This is a genomic window from Staphylococcus sp. HGB0015, assembly GCF_000411275.1.
Taxonomy (GTDB): domain Bacteria; phylum Bacillota; class Bacilli; order Staphylococcales; family Staphylococcaceae; genus Staphylococcus; species Staphylococcus schleiferi.
Genome location: NZ_KE150418.1, coordinates 726754 through 751487, shown reverse-complemented (window position 1 = coordinate 751487; position 24734 = coordinate 726754). Strand labels below are relative to the sequence as shown.

The window sequence follows — 24734 nt, the reverse complement described above, 5'->3', positions numbered from 1 at the left end:
GAAGTAGATCGAGTAGACTCTTGGATCTTTGAATCCGCAATTTAAACTGATCAGCTTTACTCTCCTTTTGAAATTCGTTTGAAGTATGTTGGGTTCTTGAAACCGTGTATAGGAAAATGAGATGAAAAAGGCTAAGTAAAGTTCAAAGCTTCTCAATTCTTTAAAGGAGGCTATATTTATCAATTACTTAGGTGTTGATATTAGTAAAAGAAGTAGTGTCGTAGCTCATTATCATAACGATCAATTTCAAAGAGAATTTACCATTCAAAATAATAAAAATGGTTATAATTATTTATTAAAGTATTTGAATGATTTAGACCACCTACAAATCATTTTTGAATCTACTGGTATTTATTCAAGAGGTATGACTCGATTTTGTCGCGTAAATCAAATTAATTATATTGAGATGAACCCGTTAGAAGCTAAATTCAGAACAAGTTCTTTAAGATCATGGAAAACCGATCAAGCTGATGCACATAAACTTGCGCTTTTGGCATTCAATATGAAGGACGCTAAAATTCAACGTCATACTGAAGAAATATATTTTGAGCTTAGAGAACGTGCAAGATTTCATTTAGAAATGGAAAATGATCAAAATAAACTAAAGGTAGAATTAGTTGAAGTGCTTCATCAAACATTTCCAGGCTTAGAAAAGTTATTTAAAAATAGGTACTCTAAGATTGCTTTAAATATAGCTAAAGTATTTCCTCATCCCAATTGTGTTTTCGCATTAACACATGACGAATTAACTCATACCATACTTAATTCAACAGCTAAAGGCATGTCCATTAAAAAAGCTCAAAAGTATACGAATGATTTGATTTCAATAGCACAAAATAGCTTCCCTACAGTTAAACAATCTTCATTTCTCGTAGAGAAATTAAGACATCTATGTGATAAATTACTTAAATCTATGCATGAAAAAGATTTGTTTGATAAAGAGATGATTAAATTAGCTAAGACAACTGATGCGTTTGAAAATATAGTTTCTATTCCTGGGTTAGGAGAATTAACCACTGCTTTACTGATTGGAGAGCTTGGAGATATAACACATTTTGAAACAAACAAACAATTCAATGCGTATGTCGGAATTGATATAAAACGTTATCAATCAGGTAATTCTATGAGCAGAGATACAATTAATAAAAGAGGTAATAAGAAAGCTAGACGTTTATTGTTTCTAATCATCATGAATATCATTAGAGGACGAAATCGTTATAAAAATCATGTTGCAGACTATTACTACAAATTAAGAAAGCAGCCAAATGAGAAACCTCATAAGACTGCAGTCATAGCTAGTGTGAATCGTTTGTTAAAAACCATTCATTATCTTATTACTAACAATCAATTATATGATTATCAAAAAGCACCACACTAATGTAACCATATAATCATATACATCATAACACCTTATTCAAAAAAATTAAATTGAACGGGCTAATTTAGTAATGCTTATTTTAAACATAAAGACTTGACTAATCGTAGGAAAAAGAGTCTGGGACATAAATACCAAAATAAATAGCTCGAAGATGATTTTGATAAAAATCGTCTTCGAGCTTCCTTTTTATTATCATGCTTCGTATTATATAGGCTCGCTTTCCGAGGGGACAGCCTCAGCCTGTAGTCTTCGGCTCGTCCTGTTCCCTCAGGAGTCTCGCTATAAATACTTCGCTTATATATGTAATCATTCACCATTATATTTTAAAAAATAAGGCACTTCGTATAATTTAATTCATCACAACAAAAACTAAATTAACGAGGTGCCTTATGCAAAAAGATTATAATATGTCTCAATTAACTCTACTAATAGAAACATCTATTTTAATTCCTGATAATGATTTATCCCAACATGTCAATGATATCGTTGAATCAATACCAGATATTAAATTCGAGGGATTCAAACACCATCGTGGTGCGACTGCTTACCATCCTAAAATGATGTTAAAAATCATTCTGTATGCCTACACACAATCTGTTTTCTCTGGACGTAAGATCGAAAGATTACTTCATGATAGTCTTCGCATGATGTGGCTTTCTCAACGTCAAACACCTTCCTATAAAACCATCAACCGTTCAGCTTGTCCACTTCGAAATCAGTGTATGAAATCTAATTCAAAAGCAAATAAAAAAATCATGAGAAATTATAATTGGGAGTACTTTAAAGCTCAAATTAATCAAAAGCTTTCTAAACCAGAAACACAAAAATCTACAATCAAAGAAAAATTGATGTAGAACCCGTTTTTAGATTTATGAAAGCTATTTTGGGATTCAATCGAATGTCCGTGCGGGGGATAAATAAGGTCAAACGAGAGTTTGGCTTTGTCCTCATGGCATTAAATCTAAGGAAATTAGTCGCATCTAGTGCAGCTAAACTGATGGTAAAAGGAAAAAAATCCGAGATTTTTCGTTTTTTACGAAAACCTCGGATTTCATCGATTACTGAGACAATTTTGTCCCAGACTCTTCCTACGATTAGTCAAGTCTTTATGTTTAAAATAAGCATTACTAAATTAGCCCGTTCAATTTAATTTTTTTGAATAAGGTGTTATGATGTATATGATTATATGGTTACATTAGTGTGGTGCTTTTTGATAATCATATAATTGATTGTTAGTAATAAGATAATGAATGGTTTTTAACAAACGATTCACACTAGCTATGACTGCAGTCTTATGAGGTTTCTCATTTGGCTGCTTTCTTAATTTGTAGTAATAGTCTGCAACATGATTTTTATAACGATTTCGTCCTCTAATGATATTCATGATGATTAGAAACAATAAACGTCTAGCTTTCTTATTACCTCTTTTATTAATTGTATCTCTGCTCATAGAATTACCTGATTGATAACGTTTTATATCAATTCCGACATACGCATTGAGTTGTTTGTTTGTTTCAAAATGTGTTATATCTCCAAGCTCTCCAATCAGTAAAGCAGTGGTTAATTCTCCTAACCCAGGAATAGAAACTATATTTTCAAACGCATCAGTTGTCTTAGCTAATTTAATCATCTCTTTATCAAACAAATCTTTTTCATGCATAGATTTAAGTAATTTATCACATAGATGTCTTAATTTCTCTACGAGAAATGAAGATTGTTTAACTGTAGGGAAGCTATTTTGTGCTATTGAAATCAAATCATTCGTATACTTTTGAGCTTTTTTAATGGACATGCCTTTAGCTGTTGAATTAAGTATGGTATGAGTTAATTCGTCATGTGTTAATGCGAAAACACAATTGGGATGAGGAAATACTTTAGCTATATTTAAAGCAATCTTAGAGTACCTATTTTTAAATAACTTTTCTAAGCCTGGAAATGTTTGATGAAGCACTTCAACTAATTCTACCTTTAGTTTATTTTGATCATTTTCCATTTCTAAATGAAATCTTGCACGTTCTCTAAGCTCAAAATATATTTCTTCAGTATGACGTTGAATTTTAGCGTCCTTCATATTGAATGCCAAAAGCGCAAGTTTATGTGCATCAGCTTGATCGGTTTTCCATGATCTTAAAGAACTTGTTCTGAATTTAGCTTCTAACGGGTTCATCTCAATATAATTAATTTGATTTACGCGACAAAATCGAGTCATACCTCTTGAATAAATACCAGTAGATTCAAAAATGATTTGTAGGTGGTCTAAATCATTCAAATACTTTAATAAATAATTATAACCATTTTTATTATTTTGAATGGTAAATTCTCTTTGAAATTGATCGTTATGATAATGAGCTACGACACTACTTCTTTTACTAATATCAACACCTAAGTAATTGATAAATATAGCCTCCTTTAAAGAATTGAGAAGCTTTGAACTTTACTTAGCCTTTTTCATCTCATTTTCCTATACACGGTTTCAAGAACCCAACATACTTCAAACGAATTTCAAAAGGAGAGTAAAGCTGATCAGTTTAAATTGCGGATTCAAAGATCCAAGAGTCTACTCGATCTACTTCTCTCTACAACTATAAAAAATAGCTGTGAAGAAATCTATCGTCATAAATTTCTTCACAGCTAATCTTAGTATGTTTAATCTATATATATAATCTCTCTCGTTAATTGCGTTTTTTTCATTATTCATTCAATGATACGCACGTGTCTTATTTTTATAATAGTGTACACTAGGAAAGCGAAGTCATCTCATACAAAGTTTAATCATAAAAAAGCGCTAGGACGACTTTTATTAAAAATCATCTTAGCGCTTTTTATTTTGGGATTGACATCCCAGTTCATTTTTTATGCTTCTTGTCGTCGAATTTCCCAGTAATAAGGATTTTCTAATTGTGACCAATCTGCATCAATTTCATCACTATTTAATAGACAAGCATCTAATTCTGCTGTAATTTTTTCTTCATCTAAATCTACACCAATAATAACGAGTTGCGTATGACGATCTCCATATTCAGGATCCCAATCTGCGCGCACATCTTCTCTTTCTTGTAAGATTGCAGCTTTTTCAGCTTTAGGCATTGTTGCGACCCAAAATGTGACAGGATGAATATCTACAGCCGTACCAGCTTGAGAAACAAGACACGCAACTTGGTTGTATTGGGCTAACCATGCAATCCCTTTTGCACGTACAATTGATTCTGACATATTTTCCAACCACGTATTAAAACGTGCTGCATGGAATGGTAAACGACGTTTGTAAACAAATGATGAAATACCGTATTCTTCTGTTTCCGGCGTATGTGTTGCATGACCGCCTGCTTCAAGTTCTTGTAACCAGCCTGCTGATTGACTCGCAGTATCAAAATCAAAACGTCCTGTTTCTAATACATCATCTAAATCAACCACTGAATTTACTGTACGGATAATTTTTGCGGATGGTTGTAACTTACGTAACATCGCTTCTAATCGATTCGCTTCTTCTTCACTAACTAAGTCGACTTTGTTTAATACGAGGACATCACAGAATTCGATTTGATCAATTAACAAATCTGCGATAGTTCTTTCATCTTCTTCGCCCACTGCTTGATCACGATCTAATAACATATCGCCTGATTGGTAATCTTTAATAAAACGGTTAGCGTCCACAACTGTAACCATCGTATCTAGATTACAAATTTCTGTTAAGTCGATACCAAGCTCTTCATCGACATATGAGAATGTTTGTGCAACGGGTACAGGTTCAGAAATGCCTGTTGACTCGATCACAATTTGATCAATACCACCACGTTGAACAATACGTTCGACTTCTTTCAATAAATCTTCTCTTAACGTACAACAGATACAACCGTTTGATAACTCTACTAATTTTTCATCAGTACGAGACAATCCGCCCCCATCGGCAACAAGATCTTTATCTATATTGACTTCACTCATATCATTGACAATAACAGCTATTCTTTTACCCTCTCTGTTATTAAGAATATGGTTGAGTAACGTTGTTTTTCCTGAGCCTAAATAGCCACTTAAAACGGTAACAGGTATTTTACCCATTATAAACCCTCCTCTATTCTACTACAAATCGTAATAATTACGTTTTACAGTATATAACATATTCTTACAATAACGCAATGATAAATTCTTTTAACCGTTTAAGTTTCATCAATCTAGCGCTTTAGAAGTCCTCTAAAATAAAAATGCCCTCCAAAGTTTCCATTTTTTAAATGTTCACTTTAGAGGGTGAATATCCTATTTTTTGTTACATTGATTTTTATGTCGAAAACCTATCTCTTCATTTTAAGAAGCAATCTTAAGCTAGAGTTGTCGTTGTTGCATCCAGTTTTTCAAATAAGGATCAAATACAATCGCTGACTGTCTCAACTCTTGAATCGTTCGTGCATTTAGTAAAGTCATGATATGCGCCATTTGTGTTTTAAAATTCTCTATATATTGAACCGTCTCTTCAACACCTGCTTCATGGACGCGTTTTAGAATAGGGCGAGACATTCCCACCGCTTCAGCACCTAGGCGCAATGCCTTCACTGCATCAAGCGGATGACGTATTCCCCCACTCGCTAAAAGATGTACACGATTACTTAAATTACGTGCCTCTAATAATGAGACGACTGTAGATTGTCCCCAATCACTTAAATATTCCATATCTTTAAGGACACGACGCTCATTTTCAATAGAGATAAAGTTTGTACCGCCCCGTCCACTGACATCGACATATTTCACGCCATGGTCAATCAAATCTTGTATCGTATCATAACTCATTCCGAAACCGACTTCTTTAACGATAACCGGTATTTGAATAGCTTCTACAATTTTTTTAATCTGTGTCATCCAATGTTTAAATTCACGTTGTCCCTCTGGCATGACAAGCTCTTGGGGGGCATTTACATGGATTTGTAGTGCATTCGCATCTACAATTGAGATGGCCTCTTTTGCTTGAGCAACCGATGCTTCTGCACTAATATTTGCCCAAATCTGTCCTTCTGGATGGTTTTGACGTACCACTTCATATGAATGACGCACATCTGGATTTTTAAAAGCCGCATGCATACTTCCAACTGCAATCGGCAAATGTGTGGCTGCTGCAACTTGGGCCAACTTCGTATTCATGTCAGCTGTCCATTCAGAGCCTCCTGTCATCGCATTCACATAAAGTACGTGTGCCATTTCTAATGCTTGGCATCTTGATTTTAACGAAACATCTTCGACATCAATTGTAGGTATCGCATGATGGACAAATTGGATTCGATCAAAATCAGATTGCTGTGCTTCACTTTGTGCAAGCGCTAATAGAACATGTTCATTTTTTCGTTGTTCTCTTTTTTCAGTCATTGAGTAGCGTCCCCTTATCATCTTTTCTTGTTTTGACTATATCATAACCTATCGCATGATGAACACCTTTCGACCTTTAAAACCAAATTTCTACTGTTATCTTTACCAGTATTTAACATCACAAAACTTTAAAATTTACGTTATAATATGACAAAAATGCAAAACGAGGTGTTAATATGATTCACTTTCCATTTTATGATGAAAATAGCGTCCAAGAAGATTGGATTGATCGCAATCAACATATGAATGACTCAGAATATGCACGTGTCTTTAGTTTAGCGATTGATCACTTTCACGATCAAATCGGTTTGTCCAATCCTGAAAGAGATGCAAGAAATTATACTGTTTTCACCCTTGAAACGCACATCAACTTTCTCAAAGAACTGACATTGCATACGCCTATTGCCATTAAAGTCAATATTTACGATTTTGATGAAAAGCGAACACATTACTTCCTAGAATTAATCAATCGCAATACGAACGAAGTTGCCGCAACTGCAGAAACGATGATGATGGGCATTGATAAGTCGACACGCCACGCAGCCCCTTATCCTGAAGATATATTTGCACAGATCCAACATTATGCCCATTCACAAAACAGAACGGATTGGCCTGAGCAATTGGGGCATCGCATACAAATACCTAAAAAAGAAAAAAACTAATAACGAAAAGCTTTAAATTGCACTGCATTTTCTATAGAAACATAAAAAGACTGCGCGCCTCAATCTTAAATTAAGCGTCCGCAGTCTTTTAACATGTCATGTCTTCTTTACATATGAAGTTCCGGATTATTTAACGAATTATTTAAGCGTCAGTCGCACCACGGCGAATCATATCTGCTTTAGTGACGATAGGATATTTTTTGAATACGATTGAGCCAATATAGCCCCATATTAAACCAATAATTCCCATAATCACACCATAGATAACGACAGTCCCCCAATGATTAAAACCAAACATTACGATAAAACCTGCAATTGGCGTTGCAGTTCCGGTCGCATCATTCACAAGTCCAGAAAGAGCAATGACTAAGCCGGCGGTTGCGCCTCCGAAGAAGTTCGTAATATAAATAGGAATAGGGTTGGCCGAGACAATGTCTGCTTGTGATAATGGTTCAATACTTACAGATATTGTGGATTTACGGTCACCTAATTTGAGACGATGGAATAAAGTTCCGTTCATGAACGCTGAACTGAACGCTGCCATCGCACCAATAGCCATTGGCACACCTGTAAGGCCGAGCAAAGCCGTCAGTGCCATAGAGCTTAATGGTGCCGTACCTACTACCGTAATGATACCACCTAAAATAATCCCCATAATGATTGGGCTTGTATCAGTTGAGCTTTGGATAATGTCACCAATTTTAATTAATGTATTTTTAACGACTGGTGTGAACAATAATGCCACAGCTCGTGATAATGGCGCTACGATTAACACGGCCACAATCAAGTCGACACCATCCGGCACATATTTTTCGGTATATTTCATTAAGTAACCAATTAAATAACCTGCAAAGAAACCAGGTAATAAATCTAAGCCACCACAAGCCGCTGCAATGACTAAAGCGTAAACAGGTGAAACACCAATCGCTAATGCTGTTAAACCTGCTGATGCCACACCACCTAAATTTCCGGCTGCAGCGCCGACTTGTTCAAGGAAAGCATTATGAAATACACGTCCACCAACGTATTTGTTAAATGCTTCGACTAAAAACGTCGCGATAGCTGCATTCGCAAGTGCACCCATAGCACGCATGCCGTTTGGCGCTTTATATGTAAATAACGTGAAAATGACAAGTACTAAAATTAAAAAAGCAGTACCGATTAATAAATCCATAATGTCCCCCTCTTGTTATTCGAAAAGGCCCCTTAAATTTACATATTTATCAATTTCTGAATAACTTTATAATATTGATATTTTTGCATATAGTTAATTCTACTAAAAATTTTACTTAATTGCACGGGCTTTACTTCATTTAAGAAATTGTTTGTCTCAGACGTTCATTTGATTCTATATTTAATCCAAAAAAAGCTTTATAAAAACAAAATTATTATGTAAATACGATAATCCGTTTCAATTTTGTCTTTATAACGCGAACATACGCTCACCATTCATCTTGCTATATCTATTATTTTTTCAAAACGTTTTGACTCAAAGCATTGTCTTTCATGCCTCGAAAATAAACTACTTCAATATAGAAAAACAGAATGGACTTTGATAAAAAGCACATTTGCATCTGCTTTTCATCAAAGACCATTCTGCTTATTTATTGTAGAAGTAGCACACCATCGCATGTCTGGCTTCATCTCTTTTATGGATGGATTGTTTTACGGATTTGTTTTAAAACTTTTCTAGATTCAACGATAGGATATAACGGAAAAGCCGTGACCATATCTTTATATTCATAAAAATGAATCGGCTGTTGCTCTGCCTCAAAATAATCAGCAAGCTTACGCATATCTGGATAAAAGATTTCACTTGTACCACCAAACATATAAACGGGTGGTAAACCACGAACTGGACCATACATTGGTGACACACGCGGATTTTTACGCTCTAAATCGTCGACCCAAACTTTAGCGACAGATTTTAAGCTAAACACATTTTGAATAGGGTCTTTCTTTTGAACTTGCTCTGTAATATCTGGATTAGAGAGCGAGAGATCGAGCCAAGGTGAAATTAAGTACAACTGGCGGGGCAATGGTAGCTCATCTTGCTCCATTAATTTTTGAACAAAGCTTAATGCCATATTTCCACCAGAAGCATCCCCCATAATCACAATATTATCTGCATCTGTTTCTTTCAGTAAACGACGATACGCTTGTTCAATGGCTTGATGCGTTTCACGATACGTATATTCCGGTGCTTTTGGGTAAATAGGCAAAACCACTTCATGTAACGTTTCATAAGCTAATTTATCCATAAATCGCCAATGAAAAACAGAGGGTTGTAACACAAAAGTGCCACCATAAATATATAAAATCTTATTTTTAATATGATGACCAAAGTTAAAACGAAAAACTTGCATGTCATCAAACATATCCTTCACTAAGTTCGATTTGACATTGATTTGCTCAGGTTGTTTATGTTTTTCTTTATTGAGTTGGCGTCGTTTTTCTAAATAGGCATCGATCTCATCTTGTGTTTTAAATTTAATATGACGTTGATGCGATAAATATCTCCCCATTAAATTACTCATGACATTACGTTTCAATTCAATCCCTCACTTTTGTCTACATTGTCCTCTTATTATGATTAATTCTATTTTAGGCTCCTAAAATAGAACATTCGCATTCTTTTTCATTATAATACGTTTTATCTATTGATGCTCTCATAAATTTTAAATAATTGTGATTCTAAACGATCTAAATCAATAAATCGACCTTCTCGATGCATTTCTTTCCCTTCGTAAAATAGGATATCAACTGGAACTGTAAAAATGGATAAAGCCCCGGCAATTTCGGGCACATCATCCGCACTCAAATGCCCTAAAGCAAAACCTTCATATCGTTCAACGAGCGCTTCAACTCTTGGCAATACCGCATGACAAACTGAACAATTTTCTCTCGAAATATGCACAATTGCGATTTCATGCGTCTGTATAAACTGTTCATAGGCTTCTAAACTTTTTAATCTTTCCATCATCTACCTCCTTGCTATCATACAAATGATAACATTGATATACAAACATTTTTCAATGAATGCTTTTAAATTTCACTTGATAGGAAATTTATCCTATATGGATGGAGAAAATATCATTTATTGTAGCACCTATCAAGACAAATCTTTTTAAAACATCATCCAAAGACAAGAAAAAAAGGATTGCGATGAGCAGAACCTTTCAGATTTGTTGCTTACGACTATTAATATAGGCGTAGGTATAATATAATGCTTATATTATTGTCATTATCATTCGTTCAAAATCTCAAATCTTATTCTTGGAGGCGTCCTTTATGAAAGAGAAATCTCAATCCCAGCCCCATTTCCAGCAACAGTTTGACTATCAAACCATTCATCGTGGTAAGCGTTATGGCAAAAAACGTCGCTCATGGGTTAGTTTTACTCTTACTTTAATTGCGGCGGTATTTGTAACGATAGCTGCCTACAGCATGTATTCCGATACGCTGTTTAAAATGGGTTTCATTAATGAAAATGTCACTTTTGATAAGCTTAAAGTCATTACAACGCAATTGAGCAGCATTACACTCATTGATATTTCTGCAGTTGAACAAAAGCTCAGCGTTTTAATTAAAGTATTGAATGTTTTCTTTATACTATCTCTTGTTAACATCGTCTTAGCTTTATTAACACTCATTTTTAATCGTACGCTTTTAAAAATACTTAATTTCATCATTGCATTTTTCATCACATTGATTCCGATTGGTTTTCTTTACTACATTGATGAAGTTGCTGATGAATTTGCGAAACAACTTGCACCTTATGTTGGTCAAGTCGACGCTTCTAATTTATTAGCAGGCGCCAATGCGTTACATAATGCTATTATTTTCATGGGGATTGCGACATTCCTTTATTTCATTAGCTTATTCTTTAGAAATCGCCGTCCGAAAATTAAATAATAAATCGAAGCCACCTTCCGCATTCATTACTTTTGGATTGAAGGTGGCTTCGATTTTAATTTACTGTACAACAATTTCGCTTCAATGATTCATCTTATATCAACTTACTTATAAGGCACTGGCCACGTTTCAAGGTTTTCTGCCATATCCCAAAACATATATTCAAAGTAGCTCGTATAAACCACAATATCTTCTAATGCTCGTAACTTCTCTTCGGGCATACCTTCTGTGACCTGATTCATGATCCGTACAACATCGTCTTTAAATGTCGTAAATGCTTCCGAACTATACATCTCAATCCATTCCCCATAGAATGGATGATCAATCGCACCCTCAATTTGGCTCAGCGCTTCTCCAATATATTGATAACTCCAAGTACACGTTAAAACAGCCGCAATCACGTTTTCAATATCTCCGCGTTGCGCAAGATTCAACATATAACTCGTATACGCTAAAGTCGTACTCGCTGGCTTTGTTTCCTCTAACTCTTGTTCTGAAATGCCAAATCTTGCTGCATATTGTCTATGTAATGCCATTTCTGTATTTAATGTGCCTGCGACTAACTCACCGAATGTTGTCATCATCTCTAAATCCGACGCTTTAGTAACACCTATCGCAAAGAGTCGCGTATAATCGATTAAATAAATATAGTCTTGTTTTAACCAATGTTTAAACTTTTCTTGATCAAGTGAGCCGTCACCAATCCCTTTAACAAACGGATGATCAAGATAACTTTGCCAAATCGGTTTTACCCGTTCAAACAGTCGATCTGTAAATGTCATAACCGCATCCCCTCTCATCGTTTCTTTATTTAACATCACATAAATTTCCGAAAACTTCAAGAACAGAGGCAAAATTTGATTCCAATTTTTATTCACCAGTAAAACGGATGAATGTCGTTCTGTTAGCCCATTTCATATTTGTTATTCGTGCTTAAAACTAATTAATTTTTGATAGAGTTTATCCATATAATAAGCATCGAATGCAATATTACAATCAATGCGCCATTGATTCATAGATTGTATCGTAGACGTATACACATAACCGAACACTTCTACTGGGAAGTGCGGTTCAAAAGGCAGCGTCATCTCATGTGATTTCAGCTCACCTTCAAAGTACTTGGAAAATTGTTTTAAAATTAATCGATAAAATTTAGGATTTTCTTTTTGTGTTTGTAAAATGTTTATAATTTGTTGATCAAATGCTTTTTCCAGACTGCTAAAAGGATAATATAGCCGCTCTTCAAATTGTAAATTAAAATAAGGTTTCATCACACCTCTACAAACATACCAAAGTAGCTCATATTTATCTTTAAAATGCTGATAAAAAGTCGTTCGATGCACATTGGCTTTGTGACAAATATGATTAATTGTAATTTTAGTGAGCAATTGCTCTTCTAATAACTCTAAAAATATTTGAGATAATCTTAAATTTGTCTTTTGTACACGTATATCTTTTTCATTCATAATCCCCACCTTCACCTTTCTTCATGCTTAAAGGTGTTACCCCTTAATATGGCGTCTCTTTATACACATTTTGTTTATTATAAACTAACTTTTAATTCATTTACAATGAAAAAATTCTTGAAACGACATAATTATCAAATGTATATTGTTTTACTACATCTTTTATATAAGTATCATATTTAATTATATAAAAAAAGACGAACAAAGCTTTAATTAGAAAATAAATCGTTCAGGTGACGATTAAATGTACAAATATTGAGCTATTGGGATGGTTGATATGAATGGAAGTCGCTTCAAAATGTCAACTTTTCTAAATGACTGGAAACAAAAAAACAGAATAGAAATTCAAAAAATTAATTTTGATTTCATAATCCTGTCTTTTTGAACGAAGCATCGTGACATATTATCATACAAATACACAATACACTATTCATCAGCCACAATCTGTCTATCGCTTCACTTATGGGCCATGCTTTTAATAGTCTTCATAATTGACGATTTTTAAATGTTCCCCATTGGCATCACCATCAATTAAATAATGGGATTGAATGATTTGACCTTGCTCATTTTCTTTTTCAACTAACACCGAATAAAAATCATTATTTTTACTTACATTCGTCACTTTGGGGTTTGTAAAATGATATTGTGTGTGTCCATTAATTTTCGCTTTCATGACCTCATAATTAGATGTATCTTTTAATAGATAACTTGAAACCTCAGCAAAATCTGATTTTTCATAGGCTTTATTGAGCGCACCTGTGTATTTCTTGATAAACTCACTGACTTTGTCAAAAGTATTCTTTTGTTTGGATGCATTAAATTTTTTAATTTCATCCTTATCAAAGGACAATTCCACTTCATTTTCAGACTGTATGTCATTCTTTTTGATTACTTTTTCATTCGACTTAAACTTTTGATCATAGGATTTTCCTTCCGCATAAATCACTATATCTTTGTTAAGCGGGAATGATTCATACGTTTCATCTGATCGCGGTTTAATTTTTTCACCATTAATGACAATCATTAAGTCTTTTTTATTCAAACCTTCAGTATTTTTAAGTTTCACTTTTACTTTCGCTTCTTCAAAATCCTCTGTTACAGGTATCGTCTCGTTGCTACTTTGATCAAAATCAAACTTCATTTGTCCTTCATAAGTCCCTCGGTCTGTTGTCTTAACTGCATCAACTGCGTACCGTCCAGGGATGTAATTCCCTAAAGCGACGGATTGCCCTTTTTCAGTAATGATTTTCTTCTTCAAACCGTCTGATTCAAATTCAAAAGTTGCTTTTTCATTTGATTTGATGACAGCTTGTTTTGTAGGTGCTTTAAATCCGATATTATCAAAAATGAGATAGCGCCGCCCATTTTTACTAATTCGTAAAACATCTTGCCCCTTTTTCGTTTTAACGTAAGAAGCAACGGCTGTCTCATGATTTAAACTATCCACAGTGCGGAAAACATCTTTTTCAAATTTTTTCATTCCTATTTCATCTTTAATATATTTGATGTAAGTTGCCGCTTCTTTTCGACCTACTTTATTGTCCTTTGAACTAAGAATATTCGATACTTTTGCGACGTCATCGTTATTCACAGCATTAATTAATATTTTTGCTTGCGCTTCAGGAGAATTGAAATTTCTTAATAATAAAAACAAAATCATTAACAAAATTAGAATAAACGTAACGATAGCAATAGGTATGACCGTCTTTAATGGGAGACGATTTTTATGAGGAGGTGTTGAGTTTCCTTTAGTTTGTCGACTCAATGATGGCGTAGGTTCTTTCGAATAAGAAACTTGACTACCACAATGTCGACATATATTTTTCTGATTTATCGTTTCTTCTTCACAAACTGGACACCAGCTCATATTTTCACCTCTATTCCTTCTAATTAAAATTTTAACGATGCCTTTATCAAAACTTTTAGATTGCCCCATTAAGACGGCATCATTAGATAAAAACAATCTATTCGACTCAATTATAAACGACTGAGCTGAGATTTGATACGTTCATCTATCTTTTCAAGCATTTCCCGCGTAGCTTCAATTTGATTAAGCGGAATATCTGATAACATTTTATTGGCAAGATTAGCTATCAAATCGCGCGATGCACGTACATAATTTGCCCCTTCTTCGGTAAGTGCTACATATTTTAATCGTTTATCGTATTCATGATTCATTGTCATCCACTGAACTAGCCCAAGGTCCACGAGTTTCTTAATCCGCCTACTGACAGCTGCTTTATTGACACCTTGCTTTAAAGTAATTTCCGTTAAAGTTAATGATTTATGACTAGAGAGCATCAAAAGGACACTTGATTGTTCGTTAGAAACCCCATATTTCGAACGCAAATCTTTTAATAACGCTGTCGTTAACGCATTCATATTCGTCATAAACTCACCCATAAACGTTACATGTTGACTCATTGTTTTAGAATCAGCCATCGTTCATCACCACCTTCACAACATTCGACGATCTTTACTATCGTAACAACAATTATTTTATAATGAAACGGTCTTTTTTATCATTTTCTTGGAGAATTTAGTATGATGATTGTAAATGACAAATAAAGGACACACTTATTTAAATGAATATACTCACTTATTTTTTATTAACAAGCTACATTATAATCTTAATATTTATAAAGATAAAGCCACATCGTATATTAAATATTTCATTGTTTTATATTTTAATGCTAATCAATATGCTCATCGTTAGCAATACCTTTATTTTAGGAGAGAATCGGCTTCTTATGATGGGCATACTTTTAGGGTTAGGTTTATGTGCAATTGCGACATTACCTTTTCGATTTTTGATTAAACGCAACTACACGATAAAGTACGTTTTATTATATCATTTCATGCTGATCAGTTTAATTTTAGGTTGCTTTTTCGTGAAAGCCGTAATTCCAAGTGTTTTAACCCTCCCTTTTGATTTACTGATTAACTTGACAATCGTGTTTGTCGCATCGTGGCAATGTTACCTTTTGATGACTTATCAATTTAAACAAGTACGACCGCTATATCAAAACCCAACGATTCTCATTTTAGGTGCAGGTATTTTTACAGAGCGTGTGACACCTTTATTAAAATCACGTTTAGATGCTGCCATGACATTGATCCCACAGGGTTCTTCTCAATTCAAATTGATTATGAGTGGTGGACAAGGTCCCGATGAACCGATACCAGAAGCATTAGCTATGCAACGCTATTTAATACAACATGGTATTTCACCGCAACATATCGTTTTAGAAGACGCTTCGACAAACACACAAGAGAATATTATATTTTCTAAAGCTTACTTGGATGCATCAGATATCGAAAAATTAGTCATCGTCACAAGCGACTTTCATATTATGCGTGCCCTTCGTATTGCACAACGCGAAGGGATTCAAGCGACTGGTTTCGGTGCACCTACACCACGCCTTGGCATCTCTTTACTCCACGATTATTGTGGATTGCTTTTCAAATATCCTTTTACTTGGTGGATTTTTGGTATCGTACAAGTTCTTATCGGTATCTATGGGCTATTGATGTAAACGTGCATGTGCCATTTGTTTGTCCACTTCATCACAATAAAAAGACTCGACTTTTGCGTGTGCTACTACACATTTTCAAAAATCGAGTCTTTCTTTTTATATGATTTAAAAGCTTATCAAGTTCATGATTGAACTGCTATTTTTGATGCATGCGTTTTATCAGATAATTGACCATCTTTCAGGTAAATCATACGATCAGCATAGTCGAATAATCGCTCATCATGTGTCACCATAATGCCGATTGCACCTTCTTCTTTCACTTGACTTTTAATCATTTCTACCACTTCCGTTGCACGCTTTGCATCTAAGCTTGCGGTAGGCTCATCCGCTAATAACAATTGTGGTTGATTCATCCAAGCACGCATAATCGCCACACGTTGCTTTTCTCCACCAGATAGCATATGTGGATAGGCATCTAGTCGATGTGCCAAGCCAATACGTTTTAACAGCGCAACCGCACGTTCACGAGCCGCCTTTTTACTCATTCCCGCTTCTTTTCCTACCAATTCTAATTGCGCACTGACTTTTAAATAAGGCACAAGATGTGCAGCTTGAAAAATAAAGCCAATATCTTTTAATCTTTTTTCAGTTAATTCACTTTGATTTAAATGATTGAACGCTTCACCATTTAATAAAACTTGACCTTCTGTAGGAGAAAGCAGCCCGCCAATAATAGATAATAATGTTGATTTACCCGATCCAGATGCACCATTTAAAATGACAAATTCACCGGGATTGACTTCAAAATTAATATTGTTCAGAACCTTGGTCTCTGCTTCACCCTTACCAAACGTTTTGACTAAATCTTGGACAATTAAACTCATTGATTTCCACCTCCAATTGCTTCAATAGGGTCAATTTTAAAAACACGAATCAACGATAACAGCGCCCCAATCACGGCGACCACGATAAAGACAATCACAACGAGCACCATGTTCATCATACTAATATGAAACGGCATTGTAACAGGCAATGCTGCGGAAAGGCCTGCAATAACTCCCAATGCAATCAAGACACCAATGATTGTAATAAACAGAATTTGGAATAGTAATGACCATAATAAGTGACTTGTCTTCATTCCGATTGCTTTCAAAATACCGATTTCTGCCGTTTTTTGAATCGTCATCACATAGAAAAATGCAGTCAAAACAATAGCAGTAATTACAAATAAGCTGACAATCATCATATTCAGTGGTGCTTGTTCTGCTTGATAACTTGGAATTGCACCCGTTAAATCGTCTTTATTTACGACTTTCACATCTTTTATCTGTTTAAGATGGTCAATATCATTTTTACTCACATGATTCAAAAAGTATAAAGCAGTCGCACTTTGATGATTGGCAACTTTCTTAAGACCGCCTTCATTGACCAATGCCACATTCGTATGTGCATACATCGCATCATCGAAGAAGCCGACAACTTTCAATTTTGTATCATTCCCTTTGATATGAATCGTATCACCGATGTGTAAACCTTCTCCCTCGAGTTTACTATTTATAGTGACTTCCCCGTCATGTTGTGGAAGTTGACCTGCTTTTAATGAAGGTAATTCTTGCTTCGGCATTGTTGCGAATAACATATCCATCGTATCCCCTTTAAATTTTCCAGTTGCCATGGTTAATTTTAAAGGAGACTGCGTAACGAATTTTTCAACGGCTTGCTGTTCCGAATCTGACAAATTCGATTTTTCAAGTTGTTGATCCACGCCTTTTTGAATCACAAATTGTTCTGATTTAAAGGAATCAATAAGCGAAATATTTTCTCTTGCTAAGCCCTGTGCTAATCCCGTAATAAAGAGCACCATACTTGCCAGTAAGATCACAATAAACGTAATTAACAGATATTTAAATTTATGAAACTTCAGTTCATTTAATGCAATAGACATGAACACGACTCCCTTTCTTTCTCATTTCTCTCACAGTTTACTTCGGAAATATGAACTGAATATGAACAATAGACGGTTTCATCATTTTTATTAAATATTTTCGTGAAAGACGTTTAGGGAGCGCTGTGCAACAATCACCTTTGGTTACCCAGTTTCAAAATAGACATGATACAATAGATAACAAATTATGAAACGTCGCTCTCATTTATAAAAGAAAGGTTGTGGAAGCATGCCAGTCACGTGTTTAATCGTAGACGATGACCCTGAAATACTAAACTATGTCGAAACACGCCTCCAACATGAAGGCTATCATGCCGTTTCATTAAAAAGTGGAGAAGCCGCACTGAGTTACCTTGAAAAGCACACGATTGATATTGCAATTGTAGATATTATGATGGACGGTATGGACGGTTTTGAGCTATGCCAAACTTTAAAATATGACTATGAATATCCCGTCATTATGTTAACAGCACGAGATGCCCTAAACGATAAGGAACGCGCCTTTTTAGCTGGAACAGATGATTATGTCACAAAACCGTTCGAAGTGGCTGAACTTGTCTTTAGAATTAAAGCTGTATTAAGACGATATCAAGTCGAAACAGCTACACAACTGACATTAGGAAATTTAACAATAGATCAAAGTCAATTAGAAGTAAAAGTGGGGTCTAAAGGCATGATATTACCTAATAAAGAGTTTGCCTTACTGAGTTTATTAGTTGCTTACCCTAGACAAGTTTTTGAACGTGAATCACTGATTGAAAAAATATGGGGCTTGGATTATGAGGGGGATGAAAGAACTGTGGATGTCCACATTAAACGCTTGCGCACGCGATTGGCTAAGCTTGGAGCTAATATCCATATCGAAACCGTTCGTGGTATCGGTTATAAGGTGATGGAAAATGCTTAAATCACTTTATTCTCGTTTTGCTATTTATACACTGACGGTTATGATTATTAGCGCCCTTTTAAGTTTTGAAATTTCCAATATTTATTATCACTTTGAACTCAAAGACAAAAACGATGCGAAAATAATGGCTACTTTAAAACGCGCACAAGCTTATAAAGAAGCACAGCAAGAACAAGATTTAAAGCGCTATTTAACATTATTAGGAAATCTTAATTATCAAGTGGTCGCATACAATGCAAAGGGGGAAGTTCAATCTTTCGGAGAACCTTTTAGGAAAGATAATTTAAATCGCGCAACAATTTCACACGTCTTATCCGGTCATGACTATCACGGAATCGCAAAAAGACCTTTTCATCCTTTTATTACTGGCTTTTTTGATAATGAAACACGTAATACAGTCGGCACTCAATTTAAAACTGATCATGGTCGTTATGCCGTATTTATCCGACCTGATATCGGTCATACCTTTGCAGAATTTAGAATTTTTCTGCTCGTTTTACTCGTATTACTCGTTGTTATTTCTATTTTACTTGTTATTTGGTCCACTTATGCTTTAGTGAAGCCTGTGAAACAACTTAGAAATGCAACAGAACGTATGATGTCTGGTGATTTCGCAACACCAATTGCTATTACACGTCGTGATGAATTGGGGACATTACAACAACATTTTGATACGATGCGCCTTGAATTAAAACAACTCGATGATATGCGCCAACACTTTGTACAAAATGTCTCTCATGAGATTAAAACGCCTTTAACACATATTCATCATTTATTAACCCAATTACAACAAGAAAAAACAACACCTAAACAATCGGACTATATTGCTAAGATTTATGATGAAACTCATCGCTTAAGTCAATTGACACGTCAGCTTCTATTGTTATCTGAACTGGACAATGATGCACATCTTCAATTTGACGATGACATCAAAGTACATCAATGTGTATTGGCTATCTTAAAAAACGAAAACTATGCGATTGACCAAAAGAATCAAGTCTTAATATATGATCTGGATGAAGTTACGATTAAAGGAAATCAACGTTTACTGACCCAGGCTTTTGAAAATATCATTCGTAATGCGATTAAATATACAGATACTTATGGGACGATTGAAATCCAACTCACAGCAAATGATAAGAATGTTTACTTTGAGGTCACAGACGATGGCCCTGGTATGTCTGAATCAGTTCAAAAACACATCTTTGAGCGTTTTTATAAAACGACATCACATACTGATAGCAATGGATTAGGCCTAGCAATTACAAAATCTATTATAGAACGCCATCATGGAGAAATTAGCGTTAACAGTCAACTGGGTGACGGCACGACATTTACAATCATATTGCCACGCCATGCTTAACAAGAGTCTAAAGCCTTGAGCAGAACGCACATAAGCTGTAACAATCTGAATCTGGAAAAGACTTTCGTTTCTATAAGAAAGTAATCACCTTAGCTCCCCCGCGTTTCCCTCATTTATTATTTAACAAATGAGGTTCAATTTCATTATGTCATTAAAAAAAGGGACAAAACTTTTGATTTCAAGTTTTGTCCCATTCATTAGGCTTTGGTTACGCCTTTATAACTTCTATATTTAAAGATAAGTCACTATTAACTTAATAATGTACCAGACTCATCTAATTTTAATTGTTTTGAAATTTCATGATTCAAAGATTTAAAAAGTTCGATTTCATCTGTAAGACGCTTACCGAATGAAGGTACCATTTCTTTTACACGTGGCTCCCATTCTTTAAATTGATTTGGAAATGCACGTTGTAAAATGTCGAGCATCACTGCAACTGCAGTAGAAGCACCTGGTGATGCGCCTAAAAGTGCCGCAAGTGTACCATCTTTAGAAGTAATCACTTCCGTACCAAATTGAAGCGTGCCTTTACCTTTTTCTTTAGTATCTTTAATCACTTGAACACGTTGACCGGCCACAACTACTTCCCAGTCTTCATTTTGTGCAGTTGGTACAAAGGCTTTTAAATCCGCCATTCTTTGATCATTTGAAAGTAACAGCTGTTGGATGAGATACTTCGTTAATCCCATTTCTTTCGCACCCGCTGCTAACATAGTTGTGACATTATTAGGTTTCACAGATTTAATGAGATCTAAATATGAACCTGTTTTCAAAAATTTAGGTGAAAAACCTGCAAAAGGACCAAATAATAATGCACGTTCACCATCAATAAAACGTGTATCCAAGTGTGGAACCGACATAGGTGGTGCACCTACTTCAGCCTTACCATAAACTTTAGCTCTATGTTTTTGCACAACTTCTGGATTTTTGCATACTAAAAACAGCCCACTTACCGGAAAGCCTCCAATATGTTTGGATTCAGGGATACCTGTTTTTTGTAATAACGGTAAACTAGCGCCCCCTGCCCCAATGAATACAAATTTAGATGACACTGTGAAAACACGATTTTCTTTTAAATCTTTAATCTTCACAGTCCAAGTTCCATCTTTATGTTGCTTTAAGTCTAACACCTCATGTTCGTAATACAGCGCGCCCCCTTTGGCTTTAATTTGTGACAATAACTTACGTGTTAATGCCCCAAAATTGACATCTGTCCCCGATTCATCTCGCGTTGCCGCAATCGGTGTCGTTGTATCTTCACGGCCTTCCATCATTAAAGGCACCCATTCTTTTAATGTTTCAAAATCATCTGCTAGAGACATGCCTTGGAACAGTACATTTTCACGGAGTGCTTTTACACGTGCTTCTAAAAATCTTACATTTTCTTCCCCAGTTACAAAACTCATATGAGGTACTGTACGAATAAATGCTTCAGGATTTTGTAATTGACCTTTTTTAACGAGATATGACCAAAATTGTTTAGACACTTGGAATTGCTCGTTAATTTTAATCGCTTTAGAAATATCCATCGTGCCGTCTTCTTTTTCGCTTGTATAGTTTAATTCGCATAATGCAGAATGACCTGTTCCAGCATTATTCCATACATTTGAACTTTCTTGCGCACATTCATCTAAGCGTTCAAAAACATTAATATCCCAGTCTGGTTCCAACTCTTTTAGTAATGTTCCTAATGTAGCACTCATAATTCCGCCGCCGATAAGTACGACATCTGTCTTGTTATGTAAGTTGTTCATAACAATCCAGTCCCCCTTTTCGTTTTAAATCATTTGTTTGCATGTAGGATAGACAATTTTAACCCAGAATCCATTGCCACATTCTATCCCGTGAGGAGCGCTCAACTTCTAACGGCTTTAGTTTAAGCAGCAATAGAAGTACGTCACTGGCTACGTATCAACTAGCGACCACACTTAAATGTGAATTCATTCATATTCCCAGCTTTGCCCTTTGTTAAGCGTGAGTACGTAATCAAATGGATTGCGCCATCTCACCGCGAAATATGTAAAAATTGACGTAACATGGTGACAGCGTCAGCCTCAAACTCACATTGACTCAAATGAATCATCATCAATCTTTCAAAATTGTTTGATAAATGTGCCTCAAAGTACACCCATCATGATGATTATTACTTCAATTATATACCTTAATCATAGAAGAAAAAAGCGTTTGCGATTAAAATTATGAATTTTTAATACTACTATTTTTACTTTCAAACAAATTAACATTTTTATGTATATATAAATTTTCAAATATTCCGAATAAAATTATCACTTCTCTAACACTAATGATTTTAAGAATGATATAATATATAAAAAGCAAGCAATTGAGGGATGCGACATGAAGTCTATCACTTTTTTAATGCATAACATTTATGCAGTTGGCGGTACAGTAAAAACCATTACAAACCTCGCGAACCAACTCGTTCGTCAAGGACACCAAGTGACAATTATTTCTATTTTCAAATCTAAAGATAAACCCTATTTCAATCTTGATTCACGTGTCATCGTCAAGCCTCTCATCTATTATCAACTCAGAATACGTCACTTGATGCCGCTCGCTGCCAACCGAATTCGTAAATTTACACCGTTATTAAAACCAAAATATTTATCCAAATACGAGCCCGGCTATCGTCAATATTCAAGTTATATTGAGAAAAAAATCATCCATGCCATTCAAAATGATCAATCAGATGTTTTTGTCGGCACGCGTGCAAGCCATAACATATTAATTGCTCGGTTTGGTAAACATCACCAAGTAACAATCGGAATGGAACATATGAACTTAGATGCCCATTCCCCTGAATTAAAAGATGAAATTCTGACTTATTATCCACAACTCAGCGCAGTGACAACTTTAACGGTTCAAGACAAAAAGCGCTATGCTGAATACTTGGATATTCCAATTTTTGTCGTTACCAATATGATTGATGAAAAACGCCACCACATTATGAAAAAGCGACAAATTATTGCTGCAGGTCGATTTGAATATGAAAAAGGGTTCGATCTATTAATACAAGCCATTTTTGAAATTCAAGATGATTTAAGAGACTTTGGTTACACTGTTTCTATTTTTGGTGACGGTAGTGAAAAAGAAGCCTTACAACAACAAATCAATTTTTTACGCATTCAAGATTTAATCTTTTTACGTCCAACAACGCAACACTTAAGTACCTATATTGCTGAAAGTAAGATCACTTGCATACCATCGCGCAACGAAGGATTTGGCATGACCATTTTGGAAGCAATGAATCAGGGGAGCATCGTGATTAGTTTTGATGGCAACACTGGACCCGAATCCATCATAAATCACGGTCAAAATGGATTTTTAGTTCCACACCACCAACCCTCACAATTGGCAATGCAAATATTGGAAATCATGGAATATGATAGCTCTAAATACCTTAAACCGATTATACAAAATGGGTATAAAACTGTAGACAACTACCAACCAGAAGCCATATATCAACAATTCAAAGACACTATAGATGCCGTCGTTCAGCCACACAATATAAACTCATAATAAAAGCCATTCAAAGATATTTGTTTCATCTTTGAATGGCTTTGTTTTATTTTTATAAATTTACAACTATTTCATAAGTTATAAAGGTAATTGAAGGGGAGAACTTGTCCCCTTCAATTTTTAATAATCACTTCATTTATTGATCTTTATTACGCTTTCTGCGTCCAATAAATAGTAGATATCCTAATCCTGCAAATAATGTTCCGAATACTGTAGCGTTATTATCATTTCCACCTGTATCAGGTAATGATTTTTGGTTACCTTTATTCGAAATTTGCTCATTATTTTTACTTTCTTCAGACTGACCTTCAGCTTGTTCTACAATTGTTACTGGGACATTAATATGACTTGCTTTGCCATCCGGATACGTCACTGTTACAGCCACATCTGTTGTTCCTGATTGTGTTCCATCTGGCAATTGGTTTGGATTGTCTACTGTCACTTGTGGTGTGCCTTTATCTTCTTGATAGTCTGGTACTGTGATTACGCCAATCACATCTTCAACAGTAACACCCGTACCTTTCTTCGTAATACCTTCTACTTTTGGTTCATTGCCATCTTTATCCACTTGCTCACCGATTGTCACTGATACTGTAATATGGTCTGTCGTTCCATCTGGGTACGTCACTGTTACACCCACATCTGTTGTACCTGATTGACTACCATCTGGTAATTGTGTTGGGTCATCGATAGTAACTTTTGGTGTTTCTTTACCTTCTGGATAGTTTGGAAT

The 24734-nt window shown here is 35.1% G+C and carries 22 protein-coding genes and 2 pseudogenes; 10 read left to right on the top strand and 14 right to left on the bottom strand.

Annotation, left to right across the window (positions count from 1 at the left end):
* The first annotated feature begins 178 nt into the window (after window positions 1-178).
* The 3 genes and pseudogenes from HMPREF1208_RS09885 (at window position 179) to HMPREF1208_RS12685 (ending at window position 2528) form a co-directional block, all read left to right on the top strand.
* A complete protein-coding gene (locus HMPREF1208_RS09885) occupies window positions 179-1378 on the top strand; it encodes an IS110 family transposase (RefSeq protein ID WP_331270901.1) in 1200 nt (399 codons plus the stop codon).
* 389 nt (window positions 1379-1767) lie between these two features.
* Window positions 1768-2073: pseudogene (locus HMPREF1208_RS12690) on the top strand (transposase); the annotation flags it as partial.
* 176 nt (window positions 2074-2249) lie between these two features.
* Window positions 2250-2528 (top strand): hypothetical protein, encoded by a 279-nt coding sequence (locus HMPREF1208_RS12685; protein ID WP_442852182.1) that lies wholly within the window; start codon window positions 2250-2252, stop codon window positions 2526-2528.
* 45 nt (window positions 2529-2573) lie between these two features.
* On the opposite strand, the gene HMPREF1208_RS09870 is transcribed toward HMPREF1208_RS12685, so the two are convergent.
* From HMPREF1208_RS09870 to fni, 3 genes are all read right to left on the bottom strand, one after another.
* The gene (locus tag HMPREF1208_RS09870) at window positions 2574-3773 is read right to left on the bottom strand and encodes an IS110 family transposase (RefSeq protein WP_281182775.1); all 1200 of its coding nucleotides are present in this window, start codon (window positions 3771-3773) and stop codon (window positions 2574-2576) included.
* Window positions 3774-4231: 458 nt separating this feature from the next.
* Entirely contained in the window at window positions 4232-5437 is a 1206-nt protein-coding gene (locus HMPREF1208_RS09865) for a GTP-binding protein (RefSeq protein WP_016426241.1), read from the bottom strand.
* 261 nt (window positions 5438-5698) lie between these two features.
* A complete protein-coding gene (fni, locus tag HMPREF1208_RS09860) occupies window positions 5699-6730 on the bottom strand; it encodes a type 2 isopentenyl-diphosphate Delta-isomerase (RefSeq protein ID WP_016426240.1) in 1032 nt (343 codons plus the stop codon).
* A 176-nt stretch (window positions 6731-6906) separates the two neighbouring features.
* Between fni and HMPREF1208_RS09855 the strand changes: the two genes are divergently transcribed.
* On the top strand, window positions 6907-7392 hold the full coding sequence (locus HMPREF1208_RS09855; protein WP_016426239.1) for a thioesterase family protein: 486 nt from the start codon (window positions 6907-6909) through the stop codon (window positions 7390-7392).
* Between the two features lie 142 nt (window positions 7393-7534).
* Here HMPREF1208_RS09855 and HMPREF1208_RS09850 read toward each other — a convergent pair whose 3' ends face one another.
* On the bottom strand, window positions 7535-8521 hold the full coding sequence (locus HMPREF1208_RS09850; protein ID WP_231371823.1) for a PTS sugar transporter subunit IIC: 987 nt from the start codon (window positions 8519-8521) through the stop codon (window positions 7535-7537).
* On the opposite strand from HMPREF1208_RS09850, the pseudogene HMPREF1208_RS12470 reads away from it, so the two are divergent.
* Window positions 8484-8567 (top strand): annotated as a pseudogene (locus tag HMPREF1208_RS12470) (hypothetical protein); the annotation flags it as partial. The gene HMPREF1208_RS09850 and the pseudogene HMPREF1208_RS12470 sit on opposite strands and share 38 nt — an antisense overlap.
* Before the next feature lie 474 nt (window positions 8568-9041).
* On the opposite strand, the gene HMPREF1208_RS09845 reads toward HMPREF1208_RS12470, so the two are convergent.
* Together HMPREF1208_RS09845 and HMPREF1208_RS09840 are read right to left on the bottom strand one after the other, a co-directional pair.
* On the bottom strand, window positions 9042-9944 hold the full coding sequence (locus HMPREF1208_RS09845; RefSeq protein ID WP_016426237.1) for an alpha/beta hydrolase fold domain-containing protein: 903 nt from the start codon (window positions 9942-9944) through the stop codon (window positions 9042-9044).
* A 101-nt stretch (window positions 9945-10045) separates the two neighbouring features.
* Window positions 10046-10372 (bottom strand): thioredoxin family protein, encoded by a 327-nt coding sequence (locus HMPREF1208_RS09840; protein WP_016426236.1) that lies wholly within the window; start codon window positions 10370-10372, stop codon window positions 10046-10048.
* Window positions 10373-10683: 311 nt separating this feature from the next.
* Between HMPREF1208_RS09840 and HMPREF1208_RS09835 the strand changes: the two genes are divergently transcribed.
* On the top strand, window positions 10684-11307 hold the full coding sequence (locus tag HMPREF1208_RS09835; protein WP_016426235.1) for a hypothetical protein: 624 nt from the start codon (window positions 10684-10686) through the stop codon (window positions 11305-11307).
* 104 nt (window positions 11308-11411) lie between these two features.
* Here HMPREF1208_RS09835 and tenA read toward each other — a convergent pair whose 3' ends face one another.
* From tenA to HMPREF1208_RS09815, 4 genes are all read right to left on the bottom strand, one after another.
* Window positions 11412-12089, bottom strand: a complete 678-nt coding sequence (gene tenA, locus HMPREF1208_RS09830) for a thiaminase II (protein WP_016426234.1) — start codon at window positions 12087-12089, stop codon at window positions 11412-11414.
* Between the two features lie 141 nt (window positions 12090-12230).
* The gene (locus HMPREF1208_RS09825; RefSeq protein ID WP_016426233.1) at window positions 12231-12773 is read right to left on the bottom strand and encodes a TetR/AcrR family transcriptional regulator; all 543 of its coding nucleotides are present in this window, start codon (window positions 12771-12773) and stop codon (window positions 12231-12233) included.
* Between the two features lie 475 nt (window positions 12774-13248).
* A complete protein-coding gene (locus HMPREF1208_RS09820) occupies window positions 13249-14736 on the bottom strand; it encodes a TcaA NTF2-like domain-containing protein (RefSeq protein WP_231371817.1) in 1488 nt (495 codons plus the stop codon).
* Window positions 14737-14750: 14 nt separating this feature from the next.
* Window positions 14751-15215, bottom strand: a complete 465-nt coding sequence (locus HMPREF1208_RS09815; protein WP_016426231.1) for a MarR family winged helix-turn-helix transcriptional regulator — start codon at window positions 15213-15215, stop codon at window positions 14751-14753.
* Window positions 15216-15523: 308 nt separating this feature from the next.
* On the opposite strand from HMPREF1208_RS09815, the gene HMPREF1208_RS09810 reads away from it, so the two are divergent.
* Complete coding sequence (locus HMPREF1208_RS09810) at window positions 15524-16309, top strand: YdcF family protein (RefSeq protein ID WP_016426230.1); 786 nt, start codon at window positions 15524-15526, stop codon at window positions 16307-16309.
* Between the two features lie 122 nt (window positions 16310-16431).
* On the opposite strand, the gene HMPREF1208_RS09805 is transcribed toward HMPREF1208_RS09810, so the two are convergent.
* Both HMPREF1208_RS09805 and HMPREF1208_RS09800 read right to left on the bottom strand, forming a co-directional pair.
* On the bottom strand, window positions 16432-17133 hold the full coding sequence (locus HMPREF1208_RS09805) for an ABC transporter ATP-binding protein (RefSeq protein ID WP_016426229.1): 702 nt from the start codon (window positions 17131-17133) through the stop codon (window positions 16432-16434).
* Window positions 17130-18194 carry an ABC transporter permease gene (locus tag HMPREF1208_RS09800; RefSeq protein WP_016426228.1) on the bottom strand — a complete coding sequence of 355 codons (1065 nt, stop codon included), beginning with the start codon at window positions 18192-18194 and terminating at the stop codon, window positions 17130-17132. Before HMPREF1208_RS09800 ends, HMPREF1208_RS09805 begins: the two co-directional genes overlap by 4 nt.
* A gap of 229 nt (window positions 18195-18423) precedes the next feature.
* Between HMPREF1208_RS09800 and HMPREF1208_RS09795 the strand changes: the two genes are divergently transcribed.
* Complete coding sequence (locus HMPREF1208_RS09795) at window positions 18424-19101, top strand: response regulator transcription factor (RefSeq protein ID WP_016426227.1); 678 nt, start codon at window positions 18424-18426, stop codon at window positions 19099-19101.
* Window positions 19094-20464: a HAMP domain-containing sensor histidine kinase gene (locus HMPREF1208_RS09790; protein WP_016426226.1), complete on the top strand. Its 1371-nt coding sequence runs from the start codon at window positions 19094-19096 to the stop codon at window positions 20462-20464. The genes HMPREF1208_RS09795 and HMPREF1208_RS09790 overlap by 8 nt, the downstream gene beginning before the upstream one ends.
* Before the next feature lie 248 nt (window positions 20465-20712).
* Here HMPREF1208_RS09790 and mqo read toward each other — a convergent pair whose 3' ends face one another.
* A complete protein-coding gene (gene mqo, locus HMPREF1208_RS09785; protein WP_016426225.1) occupies window positions 20713-22218 on the bottom strand; it encodes a malate dehydrogenase (quinone) in 1506 nt (501 codons plus the stop codon).
* 601 nt (window positions 22219-22819) lie between these two features.
* On the opposite strand from mqo, the gene HMPREF1208_RS09780 reads away from it, so the two are divergent.
* Window positions 22820-24001, top strand: coding sequence for a glycosyltransferase family 4 protein (locus tag HMPREF1208_RS09780; protein WP_016426224.1), 1182 nt, complete (start codon window positions 22820-22822; stop codon window positions 23999-24001).
* Between the two features lie 136 nt (window positions 24002-24137).
* Here HMPREF1208_RS09780 and HMPREF1208_RS09775 read toward each other — a convergent pair.
* Window positions 24138-24734: Rib/alpha-like domain-containing protein (locus HMPREF1208_RS09775; RefSeq protein ID WP_037559464.1), on the bottom strand; the 597-nt coding region annotated here is incomplete at its 5' end.